At 73.7% G+C, this 21,975-nt stretch carries 17 protein-coding genes; 11 read left to right on the forward strand and 6 right to left on the reverse strand.

What is annotated here, in order from left to right:
• The first annotated feature begins 124 nt into the window (after window positions 1-124).
• Window positions 125-1,681: an MDR family MFS transporter gene (locus tag ACGFSC_RS22685; protein ID WP_359904454.1), complete on the forward strand. Its 1,557-nt coding sequence runs from the start codon at window positions 125-127 to the stop codon at window positions 1,679-1,681.
• Window positions 1,682-1,751: 70 nt separating this feature from the next.
• Here the strand turns inward: ACGFSC_RS22685 and ACGFSC_RS22690 are convergent, their stop codons facing one another.
• Together ACGFSC_RS22690 and ACGFSC_RS22695 are read right to left on the reverse strand one after the other, a co-directional pair.
• Window positions 1,752-2,003, reverse strand: a complete 252-nt coding sequence (locus ACGFSC_RS22690; protein WP_359904451.1) for a hypothetical protein — start codon at window positions 2,001-2,003, stop codon at window positions 1,752-1,754.
• A gap of 26 nt (window positions 2,004-2,029) precedes the next feature.
• On the reverse strand, window positions 2,030-3,211 hold the full coding sequence (locus ACGFSC_RS22695) for an inorganic phosphate transporter (protein WP_359904449.1): 1,182 nt from the start codon (window positions 3,209-3,211) through the stop codon (window positions 2,030-2,032).
• 337 nt (window positions 3,212-3,548) lie between these two features.
• On the opposite strand from ACGFSC_RS22695, the gene ACGFSC_RS22700 reads away from it, so the two are divergent.
• Window positions 3,549-5,102, forward strand: a complete 1,554-nt coding sequence (locus tag ACGFSC_RS22700) for an NlpC/P60 family protein (RefSeq protein WP_359904446.1) — start codon at window positions 3,549-3,551, stop codon at window positions 5,100-5,102.
• 91 nt (window positions 5,103-5,193) lie between these two features.
• On the opposite strand, the gene ACGFSC_RS22705 is transcribed toward ACGFSC_RS22700, so the two are convergent.
• Window positions 5,194-7,473 carry an FdhF/YdeP family oxidoreductase gene (locus ACGFSC_RS22705; RefSeq protein WP_359900016.1) on the reverse strand — a complete coding sequence of 760 codons (2,280 nt, stop codon included), beginning with the start codon at window positions 7,471-7,473 and terminating at the stop codon, window positions 5,194-5,196.
• Between the two features lie 176 nt (window positions 7,474-7,649).
• Here ACGFSC_RS22705 and ACGFSC_RS22710 point away from each other — a divergent pair, with 176 nt between their 5' ends.
• Window positions 7,650-9,515 carry a serine/threonine-protein kinase gene (locus ACGFSC_RS22710; protein ID WP_359900014.1) on the forward strand — a complete coding sequence of 622 codons (1,866 nt, stop codon included), beginning with the start codon at window positions 7,650-7,652 and terminating at the stop codon, window positions 9,513-9,515.
• Between the two features lie 18 nt (window positions 9,516-9,533).
• On the opposite strand, the gene ACGFSC_RS22715 is transcribed toward ACGFSC_RS22710, so the two are convergent.
• Together ACGFSC_RS22715 and ACGFSC_RS22720 are read right to left on the reverse strand one after the other, a co-directional pair.
• A complete protein-coding gene (locus tag ACGFSC_RS22715; RefSeq protein ID WP_359900012.1) occupies window positions 9,534-11,459 on the reverse strand; it encodes an FAD/NAD(P)-binding protein in 1,926 nt (641 codons plus the stop codon).
• Window positions 11,456-12,406, reverse strand: a complete 951-nt coding sequence (locus tag ACGFSC_RS22720; protein WP_359900010.1) for an amino acid ABC transporter permease — start codon at window positions 12,404-12,406, stop codon at window positions 11,456-11,458. Before ACGFSC_RS22720 ends, ACGFSC_RS22715 begins: the two co-directional genes overlap by 4 nt.
• A gap of 674 nt (window positions 12,407-13,080) precedes the next feature.
• Between ACGFSC_RS22720 and ACGFSC_RS22725 the strand changes: the two genes are divergently transcribed.
• The 8 genes from ACGFSC_RS22725 to ACGFSC_RS22760 all read left to right on the forward strand — a co-directional run bounded on the left by ACGFSC_RS22725 (window position 13,081) and on the right by ACGFSC_RS22760 (window position 21,051).
• Entirely contained in the window at window positions 13,081-14,259 is a 1,179-nt protein-coding gene (locus ACGFSC_RS22725; RefSeq protein WP_359900008.1) for an LLM class flavin-dependent oxidoreductase, read from the forward strand.
• Window positions 14,256-14,765 carry a GNAT family N-acetyltransferase gene (locus ACGFSC_RS22730; protein ID WP_359900006.1) on the forward strand — a complete coding sequence of 170 codons (510 nt, stop codon included), beginning with the start codon at window positions 14,256-14,258 and terminating at the stop codon, window positions 14,763-14,765. Before ACGFSC_RS22725 ends, ACGFSC_RS22730 begins: the two co-directional genes overlap by 4 nt.
• An 11-nt stretch (window positions 14,766-14,776) precedes the next feature.
• A complete protein-coding gene (locus ACGFSC_RS22735; protein ID WP_359900004.1) occupies window positions 14,777-15,721 on the forward strand; it encodes an ABC transporter substrate-binding protein in 945 nt (314 codons plus the stop codon).
• 25 nt (window positions 15,722-15,746) lie between these two features.
• On the forward strand, window positions 15,747-16,760 hold the full coding sequence (locus ACGFSC_RS22740) for an amino acid ABC transporter permease (protein WP_359900003.1): 1,014 nt from the start codon (window positions 15,747-15,749) through the stop codon (window positions 16,758-16,760).
• 53 nt (window positions 16,761-16,813) lie between these two features.
• Complete coding sequence (locus ACGFSC_RS22745) at window positions 16,814-17,566, forward strand: amino acid ABC transporter ATP-binding protein (protein ID WP_359900028.1); 753 nt, start codon at window positions 16,814-16,816, stop codon at window positions 17,564-17,566.
• A 47-nt stretch (window positions 17,567-17,613) separates the two neighbouring features.
• Window positions 17,614-18,603 carry an ABC transporter substrate-binding protein gene (locus tag ACGFSC_RS22750; protein WP_359900001.1) on the forward strand — a complete coding sequence of 330 codons (990 nt, stop codon included), beginning with the start codon at window positions 17,614-17,616 and terminating at the stop codon, window positions 18,601-18,603.
• 104 nt (window positions 18,604-18,707) lie between these two features.
• Window positions 18,708-19,916 carry a serine/threonine-protein kinase gene (locus tag ACGFSC_RS22755; protein ID WP_359899999.1) on the forward strand — a complete coding sequence of 403 codons (1,209 nt, stop codon included), beginning with the start codon at window positions 18,708-18,710 and terminating at the stop codon, window positions 19,914-19,916.
• Between the two features lie 283 nt (window positions 19,917-20,199).
• Entirely contained in the window at window positions 20,200-21,051 is an 852-nt protein-coding gene (locus ACGFSC_RS22760; protein WP_359899997.1) for a fumarylacetoacetate hydrolase family protein, read from the forward strand.
• A gap of 65 nt (window positions 21,052-21,116) precedes the next feature.
• Here the strand turns inward: ACGFSC_RS22760 and ACGFSC_RS22765 are convergent, their stop codons facing one another.
• Window positions 21,117-21,872, reverse strand: a complete 756-nt coding sequence (locus ACGFSC_RS22765; protein ID WP_359899995.1) for a TetR/AcrR family transcriptional regulator — start codon at window positions 21,870-21,872, stop codon at window positions 21,117-21,119.
• Between the last annotated feature and the right edge of the window lie 103 nt (window positions 21,873-21,975).

Genomic DNA, 21,975 nt, shown 5'->3' on the forward strand with positions numbered 1-21,975 from the left:
CCGTGGGCGAGGGCTTTACTTTCCCTTGAAGAAAGTTGCCTAATTCAACCATCCAGTCTTATGGTTGCTTACGGCAACGAAATTTCATGATCCGCGTATCCCGCGCGCTCGCCGAAGGACCCAGATGACCGTGACCACCGAGGCCGCGAGCGGAACCGCCGCAGCGGCCGACAGTCAACAGATGACGCACCGGCAGGTGATGGAGGCGCTCTCCGGCCTGCTGCTCGGCCTCTTCGTGGCCGTGCTCTCCTCGACCGTCGTCTCCAACGCCCTGCCGCACATCCTCGCCGACCTGCACGGCGGCCAGTCCGCCTACACCTGGGTGATCACCGCGGCCCTGCTCACCCTCACCGCCTCCACCCCGATCTGGGGCAAGCTCTCCGACCTCGTCAGCAAGAAGCTGCTGCTCCAGATCGCCCTGCTGATCTACATCGGCACCTCGGCGCTGGCCGGCCTCTCGCAGAACACCGGCGAGCTGATCGCCTGCCGCGCGCTCCAGGGCATCGGCGCCGGCGGTGTGGTGGCGCTCGGCCAGATCTGCCTGGCCGCGATGGTCCCGGCGCGCGAGCGCGGCCGCTACAGCGGCTACTTCGGCGCCGTCTTCGCCCTCGCCACCATCGGCGGACCGCTGATCGGCGGCGTCATCGTGGACACCTCCTGGCTCGGCTGGCGCTGGTGCTTCTACGTCGGCATCCCGTTCGCGCTGGTCGCGATCCTGGTGGTGCAGCGCACCCTCAAGCTTCCGGTGGTCAAGCGCAAGGCGAAGATCGACTACCTGGGCGCCCTGGTCATCACCGGCTCGGTCAGCCTGCTGATGATCTGGATCACCCTGGCCGGCAAGAACTACGCCTGGCTCTCCTGGCAGACCGCGGCCATGGTCGGCGGCGGCGTGCTGCTGGGCGCCCTGGCCGTCGTGATCGAGCGCCGCGCCGCCGAGCCGATCATCCCGCCGAGCCTCTTCAAGCACCGCACCGTCACCCTGGCCGCGCTGGCCAGCGTGCTGGTCGGCGTCGGGATGTACGGCGCGACCACCTTCCTCAGCCAGTACTTCCAGCTGGCCCGCGCCAAGTCCCCGACCATGGCCGGCCTGATGACCCTGCCGATGATCCTCGGCCTGGCCGTCTCCTCCGCGGTCGTCGGCCGGCTGATCACCAAGTACGGCAAGTGGAAGGCCTACCTGGTCTCCGGCACCGCGCTGCTCGCCGTCGGCTTCGCGCTGCTCGGCACCGCCCGGGCCGACACCAGCTACGTGCTGCTCTCCGTCTACATGGCGATCACCGGCGTCGGCCTCGGCCTGACCAGCCAGAACCTGGTGCTCGCGGTGCAGAACACGGTGCCCCGCAACGAGCTCGGCGCGGCCAGCTCGGTGGTCACCTTCTTCCGCACCATGGGCGGTGCGATGGGCGTCTCCGCGCTCGGCGCGCTGATGTCCAACAAGGTCTCCCACTACCTGGCCGAGAACCTGGCCGCGGCGCACGTCCCGGCGTCGCCCGCGGCCTCCGGCGGCGGCATCCCGGACCTGGCCAAGCTGCCCGCCCCGATCGTGCCGCTGGTGACGGACGCCTTCGGCCACGGCGTCGGCACCATCTTCCTGTGCGCCGCCCCGTTCGCGGCGCTGGCCTTCGTCACCGTGCTGTTCATCCGGGAGACCGCGCTGAGGACCACCACCCAGGAGAGCTGACCGGCCGCCGGGATACGCGAACGGGCCGGGGAGTGCGAAGGCACTCCCCGGCCCGTCGTGCTGGGTGCGGCTACTTGCCGGCGATCAGCGACAGCCCGTAGAGGACGGCCCCGCCGCACAGCGCGAAGCAGACGCAGGCGCCGGCCAGGGCGAGCCTGCCGCCGCCCGCGGCCCCGGCGCCCCCGCCCTCACGGGCGGCGACCAGGGCGGCCTCGCGGCGGGACAGCGCCAGGATGCCGAGCGCGAAGACGCAGACGACGGCGACGGTGATGCCGAAGCTGAATCCGGCGGTCTGGGCCAGGGCGTTCCACTTGATGTGCATGGTGAGTGCTCCTCAGCCTGCGGCGCTCAGGCCGCGACCGTGGTCGAGGCGGGGGTGGGGGTGTTCGCGGCGGCGCCGGCCGGTGCGACCTCGACCGGGGTGACGTCGACGTCGTTGACGTTGTCCGCGCCGACCGGCTGGCGGCGGGAGATCACCCACATCGCGCCCGCGCCGGCCACCAGCACGACGCCGACCAGGGCGACGCCCCAGCTGCCCTGCTCGGCCAGCAGGGCGGCGCCGCCGGAGACCACGGCGGCGGCCGGCAGGGTCAGGCCCCAGGTGTAGACCATGCGGCGGACCAGGCTCCAGCGCAGCTCGCCCTTCGGGCCGCCGAGGCCGGCGCCCATGATGCCGCCGGAGCAGACCTGGGTGGTGGAGAGGCCGAAGCCCATGTGCGAGGAGGTCAGGATGACGGTCGCGGCGGCCGACTCGGAGGCGAAGCCCTGCGGCGGGCGGATGTCCGCCAGGCCCTTGCCCATCGAGCGGATGATCCGCCAGCCGCCCATGTAGGTGCCGAGCGCGATCGCGGCGCCGGCGGAGACGATCACCCAGGTGGGCGGCAGCGCGCCGTGCGGCAGGGCGCCGACCGAGACCAGGGTGAGGGTGATGATGCCCATCGTCTTCTGGGCGTCATTGGTGCCGTGGGCGAGCGAGATCAGCGAGGAGGAGAAGATCTGGCCGGTCTTGAAGCCCTTCTCGGTGGTCGCGGAGTCGCCCTTGCGGGTGATCACGTACGCCAGCTTGGTGGCGCCCCAGGAGGCCAGGCCGGCGACGAACGGGGAGGCGACCGCGGGGATGAGGATCTTGGTCACCACGGTGTCGAAGTTGACGCCGTTCATGCCGACGCCGACGATCGTGGCGCCGATCAGGCCGCCGTACAGCGCGTGCGAGGAACTGGACGGCAGCCCGCGCAGCCAGGTCAGCAGGTTCCAGAGGATGGCGCCGGCCAGGGCCGCGAAGATGATCTCGGGATGGACGCCGGCCTTCTCGTTGACGATGCCGCCGGAGATGGTGGTGGCGACCTTCACGGACAGGAACGCGCCCGCGAAGTTGAGCAGGGCCGCGATGGTGACCGCGACCTTCGGGCGAAGAGCTCCGGTCGCGATCGCGGTGGCGGCCGCGTTGGCGGTGTCGTGGAACCCGTTGGTGAAGTCGAAGGCGAGCGCCGTGATGATCACAACGGCTACCAGGAACGAGATGTGTTCCATACCCAAACAATCGTCGTAGTTGTCGCACGGACGTTGGTGACGTCGCGACCGTAGGTCTGCTTGGTAAACGGAAGGTGAACTGGGCCGGGAATCGTGGTTCCAATGGTTGACTCGCAGTGACCACTGGATTTCATCGAGGTGACATACGGCGCGCTGAACTGGACATTAGCGAAGAACGCGCCGGTTCGACCCGGTTTGCTGAGAGCTGTCTCACAGGTCCATCGAGAATTAACCTCCCGGTCCGCATGCGCCCTGTTTCCGGCGAGTAACCCGTGGGAGGATCTGCGGGATCCGGGAAGCCGGGACAGGGGCAGTGCGCGGCGGGGAGGACCAGGCCATGGGCGGGGCGGGACAGAGAGCGGAGACGGCACGCGTACGGCCCTGGGTGCGGGCGGCGCTGCGCTGCGGAGCCGTCCTCGCGGCCGCGGCCCTCGCACTGCCGGTGGGCGCCCAGGCCGCCTGGGCCGCGCCCGACCCGGGAGCCGGCCAGATCGCCGCCGACGCCGACCCGCTCGCCGCCGCCAAGGCCACCCTCGGCCCGCTGCTCGACCGGCTGCACGGGCTCTACCAGAGCGCCGAGGCCGCCACCGAGCAGTACAACGGCGCGGTCGCCAAGGCGGCCGACCAGCAGACCGCGCTCACCGACCTCCAGGGCCGGCTGGACCGCCAGCAGAAGCAGGTCGACGCGGGCACCGACATCGCCTCGCAGCTCGCCGCCGCGCAGTACCGCAACGGGGCCGCGTCGGCCTACGCGGAGCTGCTGCTCTCCAAGGACCCGTACGAGGCGGTCGTCATCGCCGAGCTGCTCGCCTCGGCCAGCCGCTCGCAGTCGGAGTTCCTGGACAAGCTGAAGAGCGACCGGGACGCGCTGGACGGGCTGAAGAAGCAGACCGAGGAGGCGCTGGCGACCGCCCGGACGCTGGTCGTCCAGCAGGACGCGGCCAAGGCCAAGGCGTCCGCCGACCTCACGGCGGTCGAGCAGATGGTCTCCTCGCTGACCGGCGCCCAGCGGACCGAGCTGGAGCAGCTGGAGAAGGCCAAGGCGGACGAGGCGCAGCTCGCGTTCCTCGCCTCCGGGGCGCTCGGCAAGGGCGAGCGCACGCCCTCCCAGCAGGGGCGCGCGGCCATCGCCTTCGCGCTGGCGCAGGTGAGCAAGCCGTACCTGTGGGGCGGCACCGGCCCGGACGCCTACGACTGCTCGGGCCTCACCTCGCAGGCCTGGCTGCACGCGGGCAAGCCGATCCCGCGCACCAGCCAGGAGCAGTGGGCGCAGCTGCCGCACGTGGCGCTCAACCAGCTGCGGCCCGGCGACCTGGTGGTGTACTTCCAGGACGCCTCGCACATCGGGATGTACATCGGCGGCGGGCTCATCGTGCAGGCGCCGCGGCCCGGCGCGTTCATCAAGATCTCGCCGATCGGCTCGATGCCGATCCTCGGGGCCGTCCGTCCCGACCCGTCCGGCGCGGCGGACGACGCCGGCGGCGCCTGGAAGGTGCCCGACCTCCCGTCGGGCTGGGACGCCGTCACGCCGATAGCGCCGAGCCCGGCCCACCAGGTGCCGGCCACGCCGGCCCCCGGCGGCGAGGTGACGCCGCCGGCCGTGCCGCAGACGCCGGGCGGGACGCCGACCACGCCGGGCGGCACCGGTACGCCGACCGACCCGGGGACGCCGTCCGGCGGCACGCCCACCTCGACCCCGACCGGCACCCCGACCGGAACGCCGACCGGGCCGGGCACCCCGAGCGGGACCGGCACCCCGAGCGGGACCGGCACGCCCACCCCGACCGGGACGGGCACCCCGACGGGGAGCCCGAGCGGCACCGGCTCGGCGACCGCCTCGGCCCCGGGCAGCGCGACGGCCACGCTGCCGCTGGGCACGCCGACGCACTGACACCGCGGCACCGACACCGCAGCACGCGGGCCGCCCCACGTCACCGGACGTGGGGCGGCCCGCGTGCTGTGCCGCCCGGGGCGGCCGGCGGCTACGCGCCGCTGTCGGGGGCGAAGCGGATCACGACGGCCTTGGAGGTCGGCGTGTTGCTGATGTCGGCGGTGGAGTCGAGCGGCACCAGGACGTTGGTCTCGGGGTAGTAGGCCGCCGCGCCGCCGCGGGCGACGGGGTAGTGGACGACCCGGAAGTGCGGGGCGCGTCGCTCCACGCCGTCGCTCCACTCGCCGACCAGGTCGACGTACCCGCCGTCGGTGAGCCCGAGCTCGTCGGCGTCCGCGGGGTTGACCAGGACCACCCGGCGGCCGCCCTTGATGCCGCGGTAGCGGTCGTCGAGGCCGTAGACGGTGGTGTTGTACTGGTCGTGCGAGCGCAGCGTCTGGAGCAGCAGCCGGCCCGGCGGGACCTCGGGGGCGGTCAGCGGGTTGACGGAGAAGTTGGCCCTGCCGGTCGCGGTCGGGAAGGTGCGGGTGTCCCGGGGGCCGTGCGGCAGGGTGAAGCCGCCGGGGCGGCGGACCTTCTCGTTGTAGTCCTCGAAGCCCGGCACGACGCGGGCGATCCGGTCCCGCAGGGTGTCGTAGTCGGCGGCGAAGTCCTCCCACGGCACGGTGTCCTGCGGCCCGAGCACGGCGCGGGCGAGCCGGCAGACGATCGCGGTCTCGGAGAGCAGCCCGGGGGCGGGCGGGCGCAGGCCGCCGCGGGAGGCGTGCACCTGGCCCATCGAGTCCTCGACGCTGACGAACTGGGCGCCGCGCGCGGTGACGTCCCGGTCGGTGCGGCCCAGGGTGGGCAGGATCAGGGCGCGGGCGCCGGTGACCACGTGCGAGCGGTTGAGCTTGGTGGAGACGTGGACGGTCAGCCGGCAGCGGCGCATCGCGGCCTCGGTGACCTCGGTGTCCGGGGTGGCCGCGACGAAGTTGCCGCCCATCGCGAAGAAGACCCCGACCCTGCCGTCGCGCATCGCGCGGATGGTGTCCACCGAGTCGAGGCCGTGCTCGCGCGGCGGCTCGAAGCGGAACTCCTCGCCCAGCGCGTCCAGGAAGGCGGCGGTGGGGCGTTCGAAGATGCCCATCGTCCGGTCGCCCTGGACGTTGCTGTGCCCGCGCACCGGGCAGACCCCGGCGCCGGGGCGGCCGACGTTGCCGCGCAGCAGCAGGAAGTTGACGACCTCGCGGATGGTCGGCACGGCGTGCTTGTGCTGGGTGAGGCCCATCGCCCAGCAGACGATGATCTTCTCGGACCTCAGCACCAGCTCGCCGAGCTCTGCTATCTGCTCCCAGGGCAGACCGGTCGCGGCGAGCACCTCGTCGCGGTCGGTCCCGCGCGCCTGGGCCTCGAACTCCTCGAAGCCGTAGCAGTGTTCGGCGACGAAGTCGCGGTCGACGCCGTCCCGCTCCAGGACGATCCGGTTCAGCGCGCGGAACAGCGCGAGGTCGCCGCCGAGGCGGATCTGCAGGAAGAGGTCGGTCAGCTTGGTGCCCTGGCCGGCCAGCCCGCGCGCGTGCTGGGGGTTCTTGAACCGCTCCAGGCCCGCCTCCGGCAGCGGGTTGACGCTGACGATCGTGGCGCCGGCCCGCTTGGCGCGCTCCAGCGCGGAGAGCATCCGGGGGTGGTTGGTGCCCGGATTCTGGCCGGCCACGATGATCAGGTCGGCCTGGTAGAGGTCCTTCAGGCTGACGCTGCCCTTGCCGACGCCGAGCGTCTCGGTGAGCGCCGAGCCGGAGGACTCGTGGCACATGTTGGAGCAGTCCGGCATGTTGTTGGTGCCGAGCCGGCGGGCGAACAGCTGGTAGGCGAAGGCGGCCTCGTTGCTGGTCCGGCCGGAGGTGTAGAAGGCGGCGCCGTCCGGGGTGTCCAGGGCCTTCAGCTCCTCGGCGATCAGCGCGAAGGCGTCGTCCCAGGAGACCGGCGTGTAGTGGGTGGCGCCCTCGTCGAGCAGCATCGGCGCGGTGAGCCGGCCCTGCTGGCCCAGCCAGTAGCCGGAGCGCTCGGCCAGGTCGGCGACCGGGTGGGCGGCGAAGAAGTCGGCGTGGACGCGCCGCTCGGTGGCCTCCTCGGCGACGGCCTTGGCGCCGTTCTCGCAGAACTCGGCGGTGTGCGGCTTGTCCGGTTCCGGCCAGGCGCAGCCGGGGCAGTCGAAGCCGTTCTGCTGGTTGACCTTGCGCAGGGTGGCCAGGGTGCGGCGGGCGCCCATCTGCTCGGCGGCCATCCGCAGGCTGTGGCCGACGGCGGGCAGTCCGGCGGCCGCGTGCTGGGGCGCGGACACCTCGGGGGCGTCCTGCGCCGGGTCGCTCTGCGGGGCCTGCTTGGCCATGGCCGCTCTCCTCGGGCTCTGCTGGGTTCGCACCGCCGCGTTCGCGCGGGGATTCGATTGCATCCTTCCACCTGGCCGGGGTCCGGGGGAGAGGAGGAGGGGAGGGGCGACGGCGGGGGGAAGGGCGGTGGACTGCGTCGGTAGAGTCTGGGCGTCATGGCGGGAGGGGAGGGCGCGTGCGAGTCGGGGACGTCCTGGACGGCCGGTACGAGCTGGTGGAGAAGCTCGGGCAAGGCGGGTTCGGGGTGGTGTGGCGGGCCCGGGACACCCGGATGGGGCGGCCGGTGGCGGTCAAGGTCATCGGGCACCGCGGCGGTGACCGGGCGAAGGCCGCGCTGCGGTTCGTCCGGGAGGCCGGTGCGGCCGGCAACCTCTCGCACCCGCACATCGTCACGGTGCACGACCTGGGGCAGTGCGAGCTCGGCGGCGAGGAGGTCACCTACCTGGTGATGGAGCTGCTCACCGGCCGCACCCTCACCGAGGTGCTGCGGGCGGGGGTGCCCGAGCCCGCGCTCAGCCTGCGCTGGGGGCGGCAGATCGGCGGAGCGCTGGCGGCCGCGCACGACGCGGGCATGGTGCACCGGGACATCAAGCCGGACAACGTGATGATCACCGACACCGGGCAGTTGAAGGTGCTGGACTTCGGCATCGCCCAGCTGGACACCGGCGCGGGCGGGCTGACCACCACCGGGACGATCGTCGGCAGCCCGGCGTACATGGCGCCGGAGCGCTGGACCGGCGGCCGGGTGGACGGGCGGGCCGACCTCTACGCGCTGGGCTGCGTCCTGATCGAACTCTTCACCGGGGCACGGCCGTTCGGCGGGGACTCGACGCCGGTGCTGATGTACCAGCACCTCAACGAGGCGCCGGCGCCGCTGGACCCGGCGCAGTTCGGGCTGCCGCCGCAGGTGGCCGGGCTGGTCGCGGAGCTGCTGGCGAAGGATCCGGCGGACCGGCCGGCCGACGCCCGTTCGGTCGAGCGGCGGCTCGCCGAGCTGGCCGACTGGCCGGGCGGCCGGGCGGCCTCGGCGCGGCCGCCGGCGCCGACCGTGGTGGAGCGTCCGGGGCCGGTGGTGCCACCGCCGCCGAGCGCCCTGCCGGTCGTCCCCGCGCCCGCGCCTTCGCCCGCGCCCGCCGCGCTGCCCGCGCCCGCCCTGCCGCCCGCGCCCGGGCCCGCCGCGCCGCCCGCCGTCCCGTCGGTGCTGCCCCCGCTGACCACGCCGCCGGTGACGGCCACGCCGCCGGCCGAGTCCGTCCGGGCCGCACTGCGCGAGCGCCGGTCCGCCGCCTACCGGGCGGCGACGGCCGGCGAGTCGGCGATGCTGCTGCAGACGCTCGCCCAGGAGTGCGTGACGCTGCTCGGCCGGAGCGACCGGGACACCCTGTGCACCTGGCGGGACTTCGCCTGGTACCTCAGCCGGACCGGGGACCTGAACGGCGCCGTCCGGCTGTTGACCGCCCTGGTGGACGACATGCGCGCGGCGCTCGGCCCGGTCGACCCGGACACCCTCGGCGCCCGCTACCACCTGGTCTGGTGCGTCGGCGAGAGCGGTGCGCCGGTCACCGCGATCCGGCTGATGAACGAGCTGCTGCCCGACCTGCACGCCGCCTGGGGCCCGTACGACCCGCGGGTCCTGAAGGCCCGGCACGACCTCGCGCTGCACCGGGCCAACCGGGGCGACCCGCAGGGCGCGGTGCTCCAGCTGCACGGGCTGCTGCCGGACCTCGCCCGGGTGCTGGGCGAGCACCACCCGAGCACCGTGCAGGCCTGGCGGGACCTGGCCGGCTACCAGCAGCAGCTGGCCCAGGCCGGCCGCAAGGGGCCGGGGCAGCGCCGCCGCACGCCGCGGATGAGCCCGATGGAGGCGCTGGTGCTGGTGCGGCGGCTGCGGCTGTGGGACTTCGCCACCGACGAGGAGGCCCGGGCCTGCATGGACGCGCTGGACCGGGGGATCGGCCTGAAGGGCGTCGCGGACGTGGTGTTCGACGCACCGGACCACGTCTCGGACGAGGACCTGGTGGAGGAGATCTTCGGGGCCTGAGCGCCGTCGCCACGGCGCTCAGCCCGCCAGGGCCGGCGCCGGGAGGGCGGCCAGGGCGTGGAGCAGGGCGCGGGCGGCGGCGTCGTTCTGCCGGAAGCCCGGGGCGTTGGTGCGCGGGCGGGCGAAGGCGGCGGCCGCGCGCAGGCTGGTGTGCGGGCCGAGGGCGGTGCGGCGGGGGTGCGGGGCGCCGCCGAGGGCCGGGTCGAGCAGCCGGCTGTCCGCGGGGGTGATGGTGACCAGGCCGGAGCGGTGGGTGTAGTCGGGGTCGGTGACCACCTCCTCGACGATCCGTCCGGTGCGGTGCAGGTCGCGCAGCACCGGGTCCAGGGTGCGGGCCAGCGCGTGCTTGGGCAGGTACGCCTCGACCAGCGCCGTGGCGGTGACCCGGTGGCCGGGCACGGTGGCGCCGCCGGCCCGCCAGGTGCCGCTCGCCTCGTCCCGTTCGATCCGCACGTCCGCGCCGAGGAAGCGCACCACCCCGGCCTCGGAGAGGGCGAGCAGCTGGCGCAGCCGGAAGCCGGGCGGGCCGGAGGCGAGGAAGCTGAAGTAGCCGAAGAACCACCCGTCCACCTCCTCGGCGATCGACCGGGCGGTGAGCCGGCCGCTCGCCATCACCCGGGGGAGCTGGCCGAACAGCGAGAGCAGGCCGAGGAAGGCGCCGAGGTCGGCGCTGTGCGCCGGGTCGGCGCGGCGGTCGGCGTCGGCGGTGACGTACTCGCGCAGGTGCGCCTGGAGCTCCTCGTCGGTGCCGAGTTCGAGCCCGGCCAGCGGGTGGTCGAGCCGTTCGAAGTCGATCCGGTCGGCCGGGTCGGGGACGGCCTCGGCGATCAGGGCGGCGAGTTCGGGGCCGTACCAGTGGTGCCGGTCGTAGCGGTGGAGGAACTCCGGCCAGGGCAGGGCGGTGCGCCCGGGGTGGGCGTGGAACAGCTCGTGGTAGTGCCCGAAGGCGATCTCCTTTGCCATCAACGGCCAGAAGTCGCGCCGCAGTTCGAGCTGTCCGCCGGTGGCGAGCACGGTGTTCACGGCGGCCTCGTCGAAGTACCGGGGGAGCGGGGCGGGCGGCCCCTGGAGCCGGTAGCCGGTCTTGGAGTGGTACGGGACGCCGCGCCGGGAGCCGAGGTGGAGCACCGGCTCGCGGCCGGACGGCAGGTAGCGCAGCGCGGGCCCGTCCCCGATCGGCTCGAAGCGGCCGCCGCGGCCCTCGGTGAGCAGCGTGACCAGGTCGACCGAGGCGAGGCCGAGGCCGCGCAGTACCACCTGCTCGCCGGGGGCGAGGGCGGCCAGTTCGGCGGTCACGTCGGCGGAGTGGGCGGGCGGGAGGTGGAAGCGGCCGTGCCGGGCGGCGAAGGCGGCGTCGGCGGCGAAGCGCGGGTGCGGGGCCGAGTCGAGGTGGCCGAGGGTGAGCACGACGTGGTCGGCGGTGAGCGTCCGGTCGGTGAGGTGGACGCTCTGCGGGCCGTCGGCCGGGCCCTCGATCCGCCGGACGGTGTCGCGGTGGACGGTGACCGCGATGTGCGCCGGCAGTTCGGCGACGGCGCGGCGGAACACCCAGTCCAGGTAGGCGCTCTGGGCCCGGCGGGTGGGGAAGTCCCCGGGCGCCAGGGTGCGCAGCTCGGCCCGGACGGCCGGGTCGGCGACCTCCCGGTAGGGCGCGAACTCCTCCTGCCGCGCGGCCCATTCGGCGAGCGAGGGGCCGGGGCGGACCGGCCCTTCGAGGGTGGAGCGCTCGTCGGTGAACATGGTGACGTCCTCGGCCATGGAGTTCATCCGTAGCAGCGGGGACTGGTCGTGGCGCCAGATCCGGCCCGCGCCCGGCGGGTACGGGTCGACCAGGTGGATCGCCAACGGGCGGTCTTCGGGCAGGAGTTCGGCCGCGTTGGCGGCGATCCGCTCCAGTAGCCCGGTGCCGCGCGGGCCGGCGCCGACGATGACCAGCGCCGTCATGCCCGCACCACCTTCACGAAGGCCGCGCGGGCCCGCTGCAGCGGGGTGGGCGGCAGGCCGTCGCGGGTGGCGCCCCGGGCGAAGTGCCGTTCCACGTAGTACTGGCCGACGGACAGCAGGGTGGTGACCACCAGGTACCAGATGGTGGCGACCATCAGCATCGGGATGACCCGGTACGACTGGAGGTAGACCAGCTGCACCGAGTAGAGCAGGTCGGAGACGGCCAGCACGCTGACGATGCTGGTGCCCTTGAGCGCGCCGATCAGCATGTTCCCGGCGGTCGGCACGATCGCCCGCATCGCCTGCGGCACCACGATCCGGCGCAGCACCCGCCACCGGCCGAGCCCGAGCGCGGACGCCGCCTCCAGCTGGCCGCGGTCGACGGACAGGATGCCGCCGCGGATCACCTCGGCGGCGTACGCGGTCTCCAGCAGGGTGAGGCCGATGACGGCGGTCAGGGTGGGGCCCATCAGGTTGACGGTCCTGACCGTGACGAACTCGGGGCCGAACGGGACGCCGAGGCCGAGGGTGGGGTAGAGCGCGCCGATGTTGAAGAAGAACAGCAGCTGCACCAGCGGCGGGGTGGAGCGGAACACCCAGATGTAGACCCAGCTCAGCGTGCGCAGCACCGGGTTGGCGGACAGCCGCATGGTGGCGAGGAGGGTGCCGAGCACGAAGCCGAGGGCGAGGGTGACGGCCGTCAGCCAGAGGGTCAGGGCGAGTCCGTCGAGCACGGACCGGGCGGTGAACCAGTCGGCGACCACGCTCCACTGGAAGGCCTTGTTGCGGATCACCGAGTTGACCGCCATCGCGGCCAGCAGCAGGGCGACGGCGGCGGCGGCCCACTGGCCGGGCTTGCGGCGGGCGACGATCCGGGCCTCGGCGGCGGGCGGCGCGTCGGGGCGGTCGAGTGAGGGGGCGGGCAGGACGTCCTGCGGGGTGGCCATGGCGGCGGCTCCTGGGCGGAGTGCGGGCGGGGAGATGTACGGCGGTGGTCACGTACGCGGGCGCGGCCCGTGTCCCTCAACACGGCCGGCGCATTGCACTGCACTCCGCGCCGATCGTACGCATGCGCGATCGACGGCTGTCAAGGGTGATCGGGACGGCGGACGGCCCGGCCGGGGCGCGTCGGAAAAGCGACAGGAGATCGCAACAGTGCGGCAATGATGGATGGTTGACGTACCGATCGGCCGACTGCTCAACTTGAGGCCATGTACGCCGAGCAGCCCCTGGTCAGCCGCGACCACATCGACTTCGGTCGGGTGTGGTCCGCGGCGTGTCGCGGCTGACCCGGCAGCGGGCCGTCCGTCCGGCCTGATCTCCCGGCGGGGAGCCCTCCCTCGGTTCGCCCCGTCGCGGCCCGGATCCGTCGTCGGCGACCGGCGACGCGTCAGGCCTTCGCTGCCGCCGTCGACTTCGCACTGCGCTCCGGCCCCTCCGCACTCCGGTCCTCCCGCACTCCGGCAGTCCCCTCCCGTCGCCGTTTCCACCGTCACGTCCACCGTCACGTGTTCGACGGCCGCCCCGCCGCGGCCGCCTCCGGCGCCCCCGCCTCCGGCCGGGCGGCACCCCCTGCCCACCCGCAGTCCACCGGAGTCCCGCCCACCCGAAAGGTTCCGCCATGCCCGTCGAATTCCTCGGTATCGCCGCCACCGGCGACGGTTCGGAGACCACCGCCCGCACCACCGCCGCCTTCGACCGCGACTACACCCTGCGGCTGGCCCGGGCGCACGAGGACCACGGCTGGGACCGGGTGCTCTTCGCCTACGCGGCCGGCGCCCCGGAGCCGTCGGCCGCGGCGGCCTTCCTCGCCTCGCACCTGGAGCGCCTCCAGATCCTGCTGGCGCACCGGCCGAACGTCTCCTACCCGACCTTCGCGGCCAAGACCTTCGCGACCCTCGACCGGATCAGCGACGGCCGGCTGACCGTGCACTTCATCACCGGCGGCAACGACCACGAGCAGCAGCGCGAGGGTGACTTCCTGACCAAGGACCAGCGCTACGAGCGCACCCGGGAGTACATCGGCATCGTCAAGAAGGCCTGGACCAGCCGGGAGCCCTTCGACCACGAGGGCCCGCACTACCGCTTCGACGACTTCGTCTCGGACGTCTTCCCCGTGCAGCAGCCGCGCCCGGGGGTCTCCTTCGGCGGCTCCTCCGACGCGGCCTACGCGGCCGGCGGCGCCGAGGCGGACGTCTACTGCCTCTGGGGCGAGCCGCTGGCCCGCACCGCCGAGCAGATCGAGCGGGTGAAGGAGGCGGCCCGGGCCGCCGGGCGCACCGACGTGCCGCGGATCCAGGTGGCGTTCCGGCCGATCATCGCGCCGACCGAGGAGCTGGCCTGGGAGAAGGCGCACCGGACGGTGGCCGCGATCCGGGACCGTCGGGGCACCGACCGGGCGGGGACGAACCCGGCGACCGGGACGCGCGAGGCCGGGACGCGCGGGACCGCGGCACCCGAGAACGTCGGCTCCCAGCGGCTGATCGAGATCGCCGAGGCCGGCGAGCGCTACGACCGCGCCCTGTGGACCCCTACCGCCGCGGCCACCGGCGGGGCGGGCAACTCCAACGCGCTGGTCGGCACCCCGGAGACGGTCGCCCAGGCGCTGCTCGACTACTACGACCTCGGCGTGGACATCCTCTCCGCGCGCGGCTACCACCTGCTGGACGACGCGATCGACTTCGGCCGGTACGTCATCCCGATCGTCCGCGAGGAGGTCGCCAAGCGGGACGCCGCCAGGGCCGCCAAGGCCGAGCGGGCCGAGCGCGACCGCCACCAGCTGATCGCGGTGCAGGCGTGAGCGCGGGCGCGGGCCCGGCCGACGGGTGGGAGTTCCGCAGGGTCACGATCGACGATCCGCTGGTCGAGCCGCTGCTGCGCGAGCTCACCCACGAGTACGTCACCCGGTACGGCCCCGAGGCGCACCAGGAGATGACCCGCTACCCGGCCGGGGACTTCGCCGAGCCGCACGGCGTGCTGCTGCTCCTGCTGGAGGACGGCGAACCGGTGGCCGGCGGCGCGTACAAGCGCTACGACGACCGCACCGCCGAGGTGAAGCGGATGTGGACGCACTCCGCGCACCGGCGCCGGGGCCTGGCCCGCCGGGTGCTGGCCGAGCTGGAGCGGACGGCGGCCGCGGCCGGCTACACCCGCTTCCACCTCACCACCGGCCCGCGCCAGCCCGAGGCCAGGAACCTCTACCTGGCGGCCGGCTACACCCCGCTGTTCGACGTCTCCGCCGACCCCCTGACCATCGGGCCGCTCCCCTTCGAGAAGCACCTGCCCGTTCTGACCACGACCTCCTGAAAGGGCCCCTCGTGAGAACCACCACCGTCCGCCGCCGCCTGCTCGCGACCGCCGTCCTGCTGCCGGTCCTGGCCCTGGCCGCCTGCGGCTCGGACCCGAAGATCGCGGGCGCGGCGGCGGGCGGTCCGGCCGCCACCGCCACCGAGGACCTCGTCTCCGGCCTCAGGACCTCGGAGTCCGCCGCCGCGCTGCTGCCCGAGGAGGTCCGCAGGGCCGGCACGCTGAAGTTCGGCTCGGCCTTCGGCGCGCCGCCCAGCGCCTTCTACACCGACCAGGCCGACAGGAAGCCGGCCGGGATCGACGTGGACTTCACCGACGCGGTGGCCAGGCTGCTCGGCCTGACCGTGCAGCGCGAGCAGGCCGCCTTCGAGACCATCCTGCCCGCCCTGGACAGCGGGAAGTACGACGTCGGCACCGGCAACTTCGGGGTCACCGCGGCCCGGCTGAGAACCATCGACTTCGTCACCTACATCGACGACGGCCAGGGGTTCGCGGTGAAGAAGGACAACACCGCGGTCCAGCCGGTCACCGACCTGGTCCAGCTGTGCGGACTGACCATCGGCACCGGCGCCGGCACCACCTTCGAGACCACCCTCAACAGCCGGAAGAACGTCTGCGCCGACGCCGGGAAGAAGCCGTACGAGGTGAAGGCGTTCGGCGAGAGCGGCGCCCTGCTGACCAGCCTCCAGCAGGGCCGGGTGGACATCGAGATGTCCACCATCAACGGCCTGCGCCACCAGGCCGCGCAGGAGGCCTCCGGGACCCGCTTCCTCAACGAGTTCCACCGCCTCGACGTCGGCTTCGCCCTGAAGAAGGGCTCGAAGCTCGCCCCGGCCCTCCAGGCGGCGGTCAACCAGCTGATCAAGGACGGGACGTACGAGCGGATCCTGCGCAAGTGGGGGGTCGCCGAGTCGGCGATCGAGGAATCGCGGATCAGCCCGCCCGAGCACGCCTGAGCGCCGGCCACCGAGGAGACCTCCGATGACCGTCACCACCACCGTCACCACCGTCACCACCGGGACCAGGCCGGCCCCGGCCCCGGCCGCCCCCGACCTCGACCTCGACGCACTGGCCGGCCTGCGGACCGTGCCCGCCCGCCACCCCTGGCGCTGGGCCGCCGGGATCGCCGCGCTGGTCGTGCTCGCCCAGTTCGCCCACGGCCTGGCCACCAACCCCGGCTGGGACTGGGCCACGTTCCGGCTCTACTTCACCGCCGACACCATCCTCCGGGCGATCGGACGGACCCTCGAACTCACCGCCTACGGCACGGTGCTGGGCTTCGTGCTGGGCACCGCGGTGGCCGCGATGCGGCTGTCCCGCAGCGCGATCCTGCGCTCCATCGCCTGGGCCTACGTGTGGGTGTTCCGCTCGATCCCGCTGATCGTCCAGCTGGTGTTCTGGTTCAACCTCTCCTACCTGTACAAGCGGTTCGGGATCGGCATCCCGTTCGGCCCGACCTTCGGCGAGGTCGAGACGGTCGGGGTGCTCAGCGCGCTCGGTGCGGCGGTGCTCGGCCTGGGACTGCACCAGGCCGCGTTCGCCGCCGAGATCATCCGCGGCGGCATCATCGCGGTGGACGCCGGCCAGCGGGAGGCCGCCGCCGCGCTCGGCATCCCGCGCTGGCGGCAGGGCTGGCGGATCGTGCTGCCGCAGGCGATGCGCGGCATCCTCCCGGCCGCCGCCAACGAGGTGATCTCCCTGCTCAAGGGCACCTCGGTGGTCTACGTGATGGCGATCGGCGAACTCTTCTACCAGGCCCAGGTGGTCTACGGCCGCACCGGCCGGGTGGTGCCGCTGCTGATGGTCGCCACCGTCTGGTACGTGCTGCTGACCACCGCCCTCTCGATCGGCCAGTACTACGTCGAGCGCCACTTCGCCCGCGGCGCCGAGCGCACCCCGCCGCCCACCCCGTGGCAGCGCGTCCGGGCCTTCGCCCGGAGCCTGCCGGACCGCACCCGGCCCGCCGCCGCCCGTACCCCCGGAGGACAGTCGTGACCACGCTGACGAAGCCCGATCCGAACCCTCCCGGCCCGGCCCCGGCCGCCCCGATGGTGCGGGTCCGCGGCCTGCACAAGAGCTTCGGCCGGCTGGAGGTGCTGCGCGGGGTCGACCTGGACGTCCCGGCCGGCTCGGTGACCGTGGTGCTCGGCCCGTCCGGTTCCGGCAAGTCCACCTTGCTGCGGGCGATCAACCACCTGGAGAAGCTGGACCGCGGCCACGTCGCCATCGACGGCGAGCTGATCGGCTACCGCCGCTCCGGCGACCGGCTGTACGAGCTCAAGGAGCGCGAGGTGCTGCGCCAGCGCACCGGCATCGGCTTCGTGTTCCAGAACTTCAACCTGTTCCCGCACCTCACCGTGCTGGAGAACCTGGTCGAGGCGCCGGTCGCCGCGCTGCGCCGCCCGAAGGCCGGGGCCAGGGCGGCGGCGCTGGCGCTGCTGGAGCGGGTCGGGCTGGCCGACAAGGCCGCCGCCTACCCCCGGCAGCTGTCCGGCGGGCAGCAGCAGCGGGTGGCGATCGCCCGGGCGCTGGCGCTGGAGCCCAAGGTGCTGCTGTTCGACGAGCCCACCTCGGCGCTCGACCCGGAGCTGGTCGGCGAGGTGCTGGACGTCATCAAGGACCTCGCCCGCAGCGGCACCACGATGATCGTGGTCACCCACGAGATCGGCTTCGCCCGCGAGGTCGCCGACACCGTGGTCTTCATGGACGGCGGCGTGGTGGTCGAGCAGGGCCCGCCCGCCGAGGTCCTGGACCGGCCGCGGCACGAGCGCACCCGGGCCTTCCTGGCCAAGGTCCTCTGACCCTCCCTTCTCCGAACAACCCCCCTTCACCGAGCAGGAGTTCCGCCATGTCCCTACCCCGTCGCGCCCTCGTGACCGCCGCCGGCGCGCTCGCCGCCGCCCTCGCCCTGGCCGGCTGCGGCGGCTCCGCCACGGGCGCGTCGGCGGAACTCGCCCCGGCCAGGGGCAGCACCGCGCCGGACGGCACGGTGGTGAACCTCTCGCCGGACCAGAACCGGGTCACCACGCCCAAAGTCGACGCGATCGCCGCGCTGGTCCCGGAGGAGATCAGGAAGAAGGGGACGCTGACCGTCGTCGACTCGATCGGCACCACCCCGCCGCTGGACTTCTACGCCAACGACGACCGGACGATCATCGGCGTCGAGCCGGACCTCGCCTCCCTGATCGGCAACGTGCTGGGCCTCAGGGTCGAGTTCAACCCGGTCTCCTGGGAGAACATCTTCGTCGGTCTGGACAGCGGCAAGTACGACGTCGGCGTCTCCAACATCACCGTCACCGAGGCGCGCAAGGAGAAGTACGACTTCGCCACCTACCGGCTGGACGTCCTGGGCTTCGAGGCGAAGAAGGGCGGCGGCCTGAAGGTCACCGGCCCCAAGGACCTCGCGGGCAAGGCGGTCGGCGTCGCCACCGGCACCAACCAGGAGAAGCTGCTGGTCTCCTGGAGCGAGGAGAACGTCAGGAACGGGCTCAAGCCGATCGACATCAAGTACTTCCAGGGCACCGAGTACTACCTGGCGCTCGCCTCCGGCCGGATCGAGGTCTACACCGGCCCCAACCCCAGCCTGGCCTTCCACGCCGTGCAGACCGGCGAGACCGAGGTCGTCGGCACCTACTCGGGCGGCGGCGCGGACGTCCTCGGCAAGATCGCGGCGACCACCCGGAAGGACAACGGGCTGGTCAAGGCGCTGAACGGGGCGATCGACGAACTGATCCGCAACGGCACGTACGGGCAGGTGCTCAAGCGCTGGGGCCTGGACAACGAGGCCGTGCCGAACTCGGAGATCAACCCGCCCGGGCTGCCCAGGCCCAAGCCGTAGGAGGGCCCACCCGGGGACGTTCACCCGTTCGTTCCCGCCCGCCGCTATGGTGACCCCCTCCCGACGGCGAATGCCGGGCGGGCGCGGTCGAGTTGGGGGAGGGCATGGAGAAGGGCGAGGTGCTCGGCGGTCGCTTCCGGCTGGAGCAGAAGCTGGGCAGGGGCGGGTTCGGCGTGGTCTGGCGGGCCACCGACACGACCATCGACCGGGAGGTCGCGGTCAAGGTGCTGCTCGCCGAGCACGCCACCGACCGGGAGGCGGTCAGCCGGTTCGTCCGCGAGGCCCGGACGGCCGGCGGCCTCAACAATCCGCACATCGTGACCGTGTACGACTACGGGTGGACGGAGACCGGCTCCGGGAAGATCCCGTACCTGGTGATGGAGCTGGTCCGCGGCCGGGCGCTGTCCGAGGTGCTCAAGGACGGCCGGCCGGACCACAAGCAGGCGCTGCGCTGGATACGGCACGTGTGCAAGGCACTGGACGCCGCGCACCGCTCGGGGATCGTCCACCGGGACATCAAGCCCGAGAACGTGATGATCGCGCAGGACGGGGAGCGGGCCAAGGTCCTGGACTTCGGCATCGCCCGACTGGTCACCCAGACCGTCCGGCTCACCTCCACCGGCAACGTGGTCGGCACCGTCCCGTACCTGGCGCCCGAGTGCTGGTCCGGCGGCGTGGTGGACGGCCGGGCCGACCTCTACGCGCTCGGCATCATGCTGTACGAGGTCTGCACCGGCGCGCGCCCGTTCCGCGCCGCCTCGGCCGCCGAGTACATGTACCGGCACCTGGAGGAGGTCCCGTCCCGGGTCCGCAGCAAGGACCCCGCGCTGGGCGCGCTGATCGCCGAACTGCTCGCCAAGCGGCCCGAGCAGCGGCCCGCCGGGGCCGCCGAGGTGCTGGAGCGGCTGCGCGTCGTCCGGCCCGGGATGCTGCGCCCGGACGACCCCAGCCCGGAGCAGCTGCGCCGGCGGGCCGACCGGGCCTGGCGGCACGGCGAGGCCGGCGAGTCGGCGGAGGCGGTCGAGATCCTCACCGCGCTCGTGCCCGACTTCGCCCGGATCTGCGGACCGGACGACCCGCGCACCCTGCGCACCTGCCACGACCTGGCCCTCTGGCTGGCCCGGGACGGCAGCCCGGGCGCCGCCGTCGCCCTGCTGGACGAGCTGGCCCAGGTGCCCGGCGCCACCCCGGAGGCCCGGGCGGACGCGCGGCGCGACCTCGCGCACTGGCAGCGGGAGGCCGCCCGGCTCGGCCCGGGCCGGCCGCGGGCGCTGAGCCTGGGGGCGCTGCTCGGCGGCGCGCCGGGCGACTGAGGCGTTCCGCGCGGCCCGGAGTCACCGCCGGCCCGCACTGTCGGCCCGCTCCGTCGACCCGCTCCGCCGACCCGCACTGTCGGCCCGTGGGCCGGACGCCCGCCGGGTGTCAACCGTGCGGGCCGCCGAGCCCGGGCCGCGGCCCGGGCGGGAACCGGGAGGATTTCGCCCATCGGGACGGTCTGGTCCGCGACCCGGACGCGTTGGTATACCTCGTTGCCGGACACGGGAGCGGCGTCCGCGCCGCCCCGGTGAGCTGCGACGAAAGGCTGGTGACGGATCGATGAAGCTCCTGCGCGTCGGACCCGCGGGCGCCGAGCGCCCGGTCGTCCTGGGCGAGGACGGCACCGCGTACGACCTCTCGGGGCGGGCCCGCGACCTCGACGGGGCCTTCCTGGCCGGGCTGGACCCGGCCGCGCTGGCCCGGGAGGCGGCCTCCGGCCTCCTGCCGGTGGTGGACCTCGACGGCCTGCGGGTGGGCGCACCGGTGGCCCGGCCGGGCAAGGTGGTCGGCATCGGGCTCAACTACCGCGACCACGCGGCCGAGGCCGGGGCCGCGATCCCGGCCGAGCCGGTGATCTTCCTCAAGCCGAGCTCCACCGTGGTCGGCCCGTACGACGAGGTGCTGGTGCCGCGCGGCGGCGAGAAGACCGACTACGAGGCCGAACTGGCCGTCGTGATCGGCCGCACCGCCCGCTACCTGGACTCGCACGCCGAGGCGGCCGGGGTGATCGCCGGCTACACGATCGCCAACGACGTCACCGAGCGGGCCTTCCAGTTCGAGCGCGGCGGCCAGTGGGACAAGGGCAAGTCGGCGGAGACCTTCACCCCGCTCGGGCCCTGGCTGGTCACCGCCGACGAGGTGGCCGACCCGCAGGCGCTGACCCTGCGGCTCTGGGTCAACGGCGAGCAGCGGCAGCACGGCAGCACCGCGGAGATGGTCTTCCCGGTGCTCGAACTGGTCCGCTACGCGAGCCGGTTCATGGTGCTGGAGCCCGGCGACGTGATCATCACCGGCACCCCGGCCGGGGTCACCCTGGGCCGGCCCGGCACGCCGTTCCTCGCCCCGGGCGACGTGGTCGAGATCGAGATCGACGGGCTCGGCCGCCAGCGCCAGGTGCTCGGCAAGGCATAACGGCCGAGGCCGCCCCGACCCTTGGCACGGGGGTCGGGAGGGCCGCCGCGACCCGGAACCGCGCGCTACGAAGCGCCGCCCAGGACCGCCCGCAGCCGCTCCGCCCGCTGCGGCCGCGGCCCCTCCAGCGCGAGCACCCCCGCCAGCACCTCGGCCGTCTGCGGGTCGTGCAGCGCCGTCGCCGCGGCCATCGCGGTGAACTGGTCCACCAGCCAGTCGCGCAGCTCCGTCACCGGCAGTGCGCGCCCCTCGTCCAGCCAGCTCAGCGACGCGCCCTCGACCACCGCGATCCACGAGCGCACCAGCAGCGTGAGCCGCGGCCCGGCCTCCCGCACGCCCAGGTGCCGCAGCGTGCGCCGCAGCGCCGCCCGCCGGACGTCGTCCACGATCGCCGAGGTGCGGGCCGTCTCCACCACCGAACCGCCGCGCAGCAGCGCCGAGTAGCCCGCGTCGTGCTCGGCCACGAAGGCGAAGTAGCCGTCCAGCACCGACGACAGCTGCTCGGACGGCGTCCCGCGCACCGGCACCGCGAAGCGGCTGGTCAGCTCGTCCGCCGCGGTGCGCAGCGCGGCCTCGTACAACTGCTGCTTGCCGCCCGCGAAGTAGCGGTACACCAGTGGGCGGGAGGCCTCGGCGGCCTCGGCGACGTCGTCGAGGCTCACCTCCTCGGGCGGCCGGGAGGCGAACAGCTCCAGGGCGACCGAGATCAGCTGCTCGCGCCGCTGCTGGACCGGCAGCCGTCGGTAGCCGGTGCGGCGCGGACGCGGCTCGGACGCGGCCGGGACGGGCGCCTGACCTGCCGAGGTGGGGCTGGCTTCCATGGCGGCCAAGCGTAATGGGCGCCGGGCCGATCCGATCCTGTCGCGCCGAACGGATTTTCGCAGGCGAACCCCACTCGCAAAGGGGTTGCAATGCGGCCGCGCC

Source organism: Kitasatospora sp. NPDC048715, assembly GCF_043198905.1.
Classification (GTDB): Bacteria; Actinomycetota; Actinomycetes; order Streptomycetales; family Streptomycetaceae; genus Kitasatospora; species Kitasatospora lactacystinica.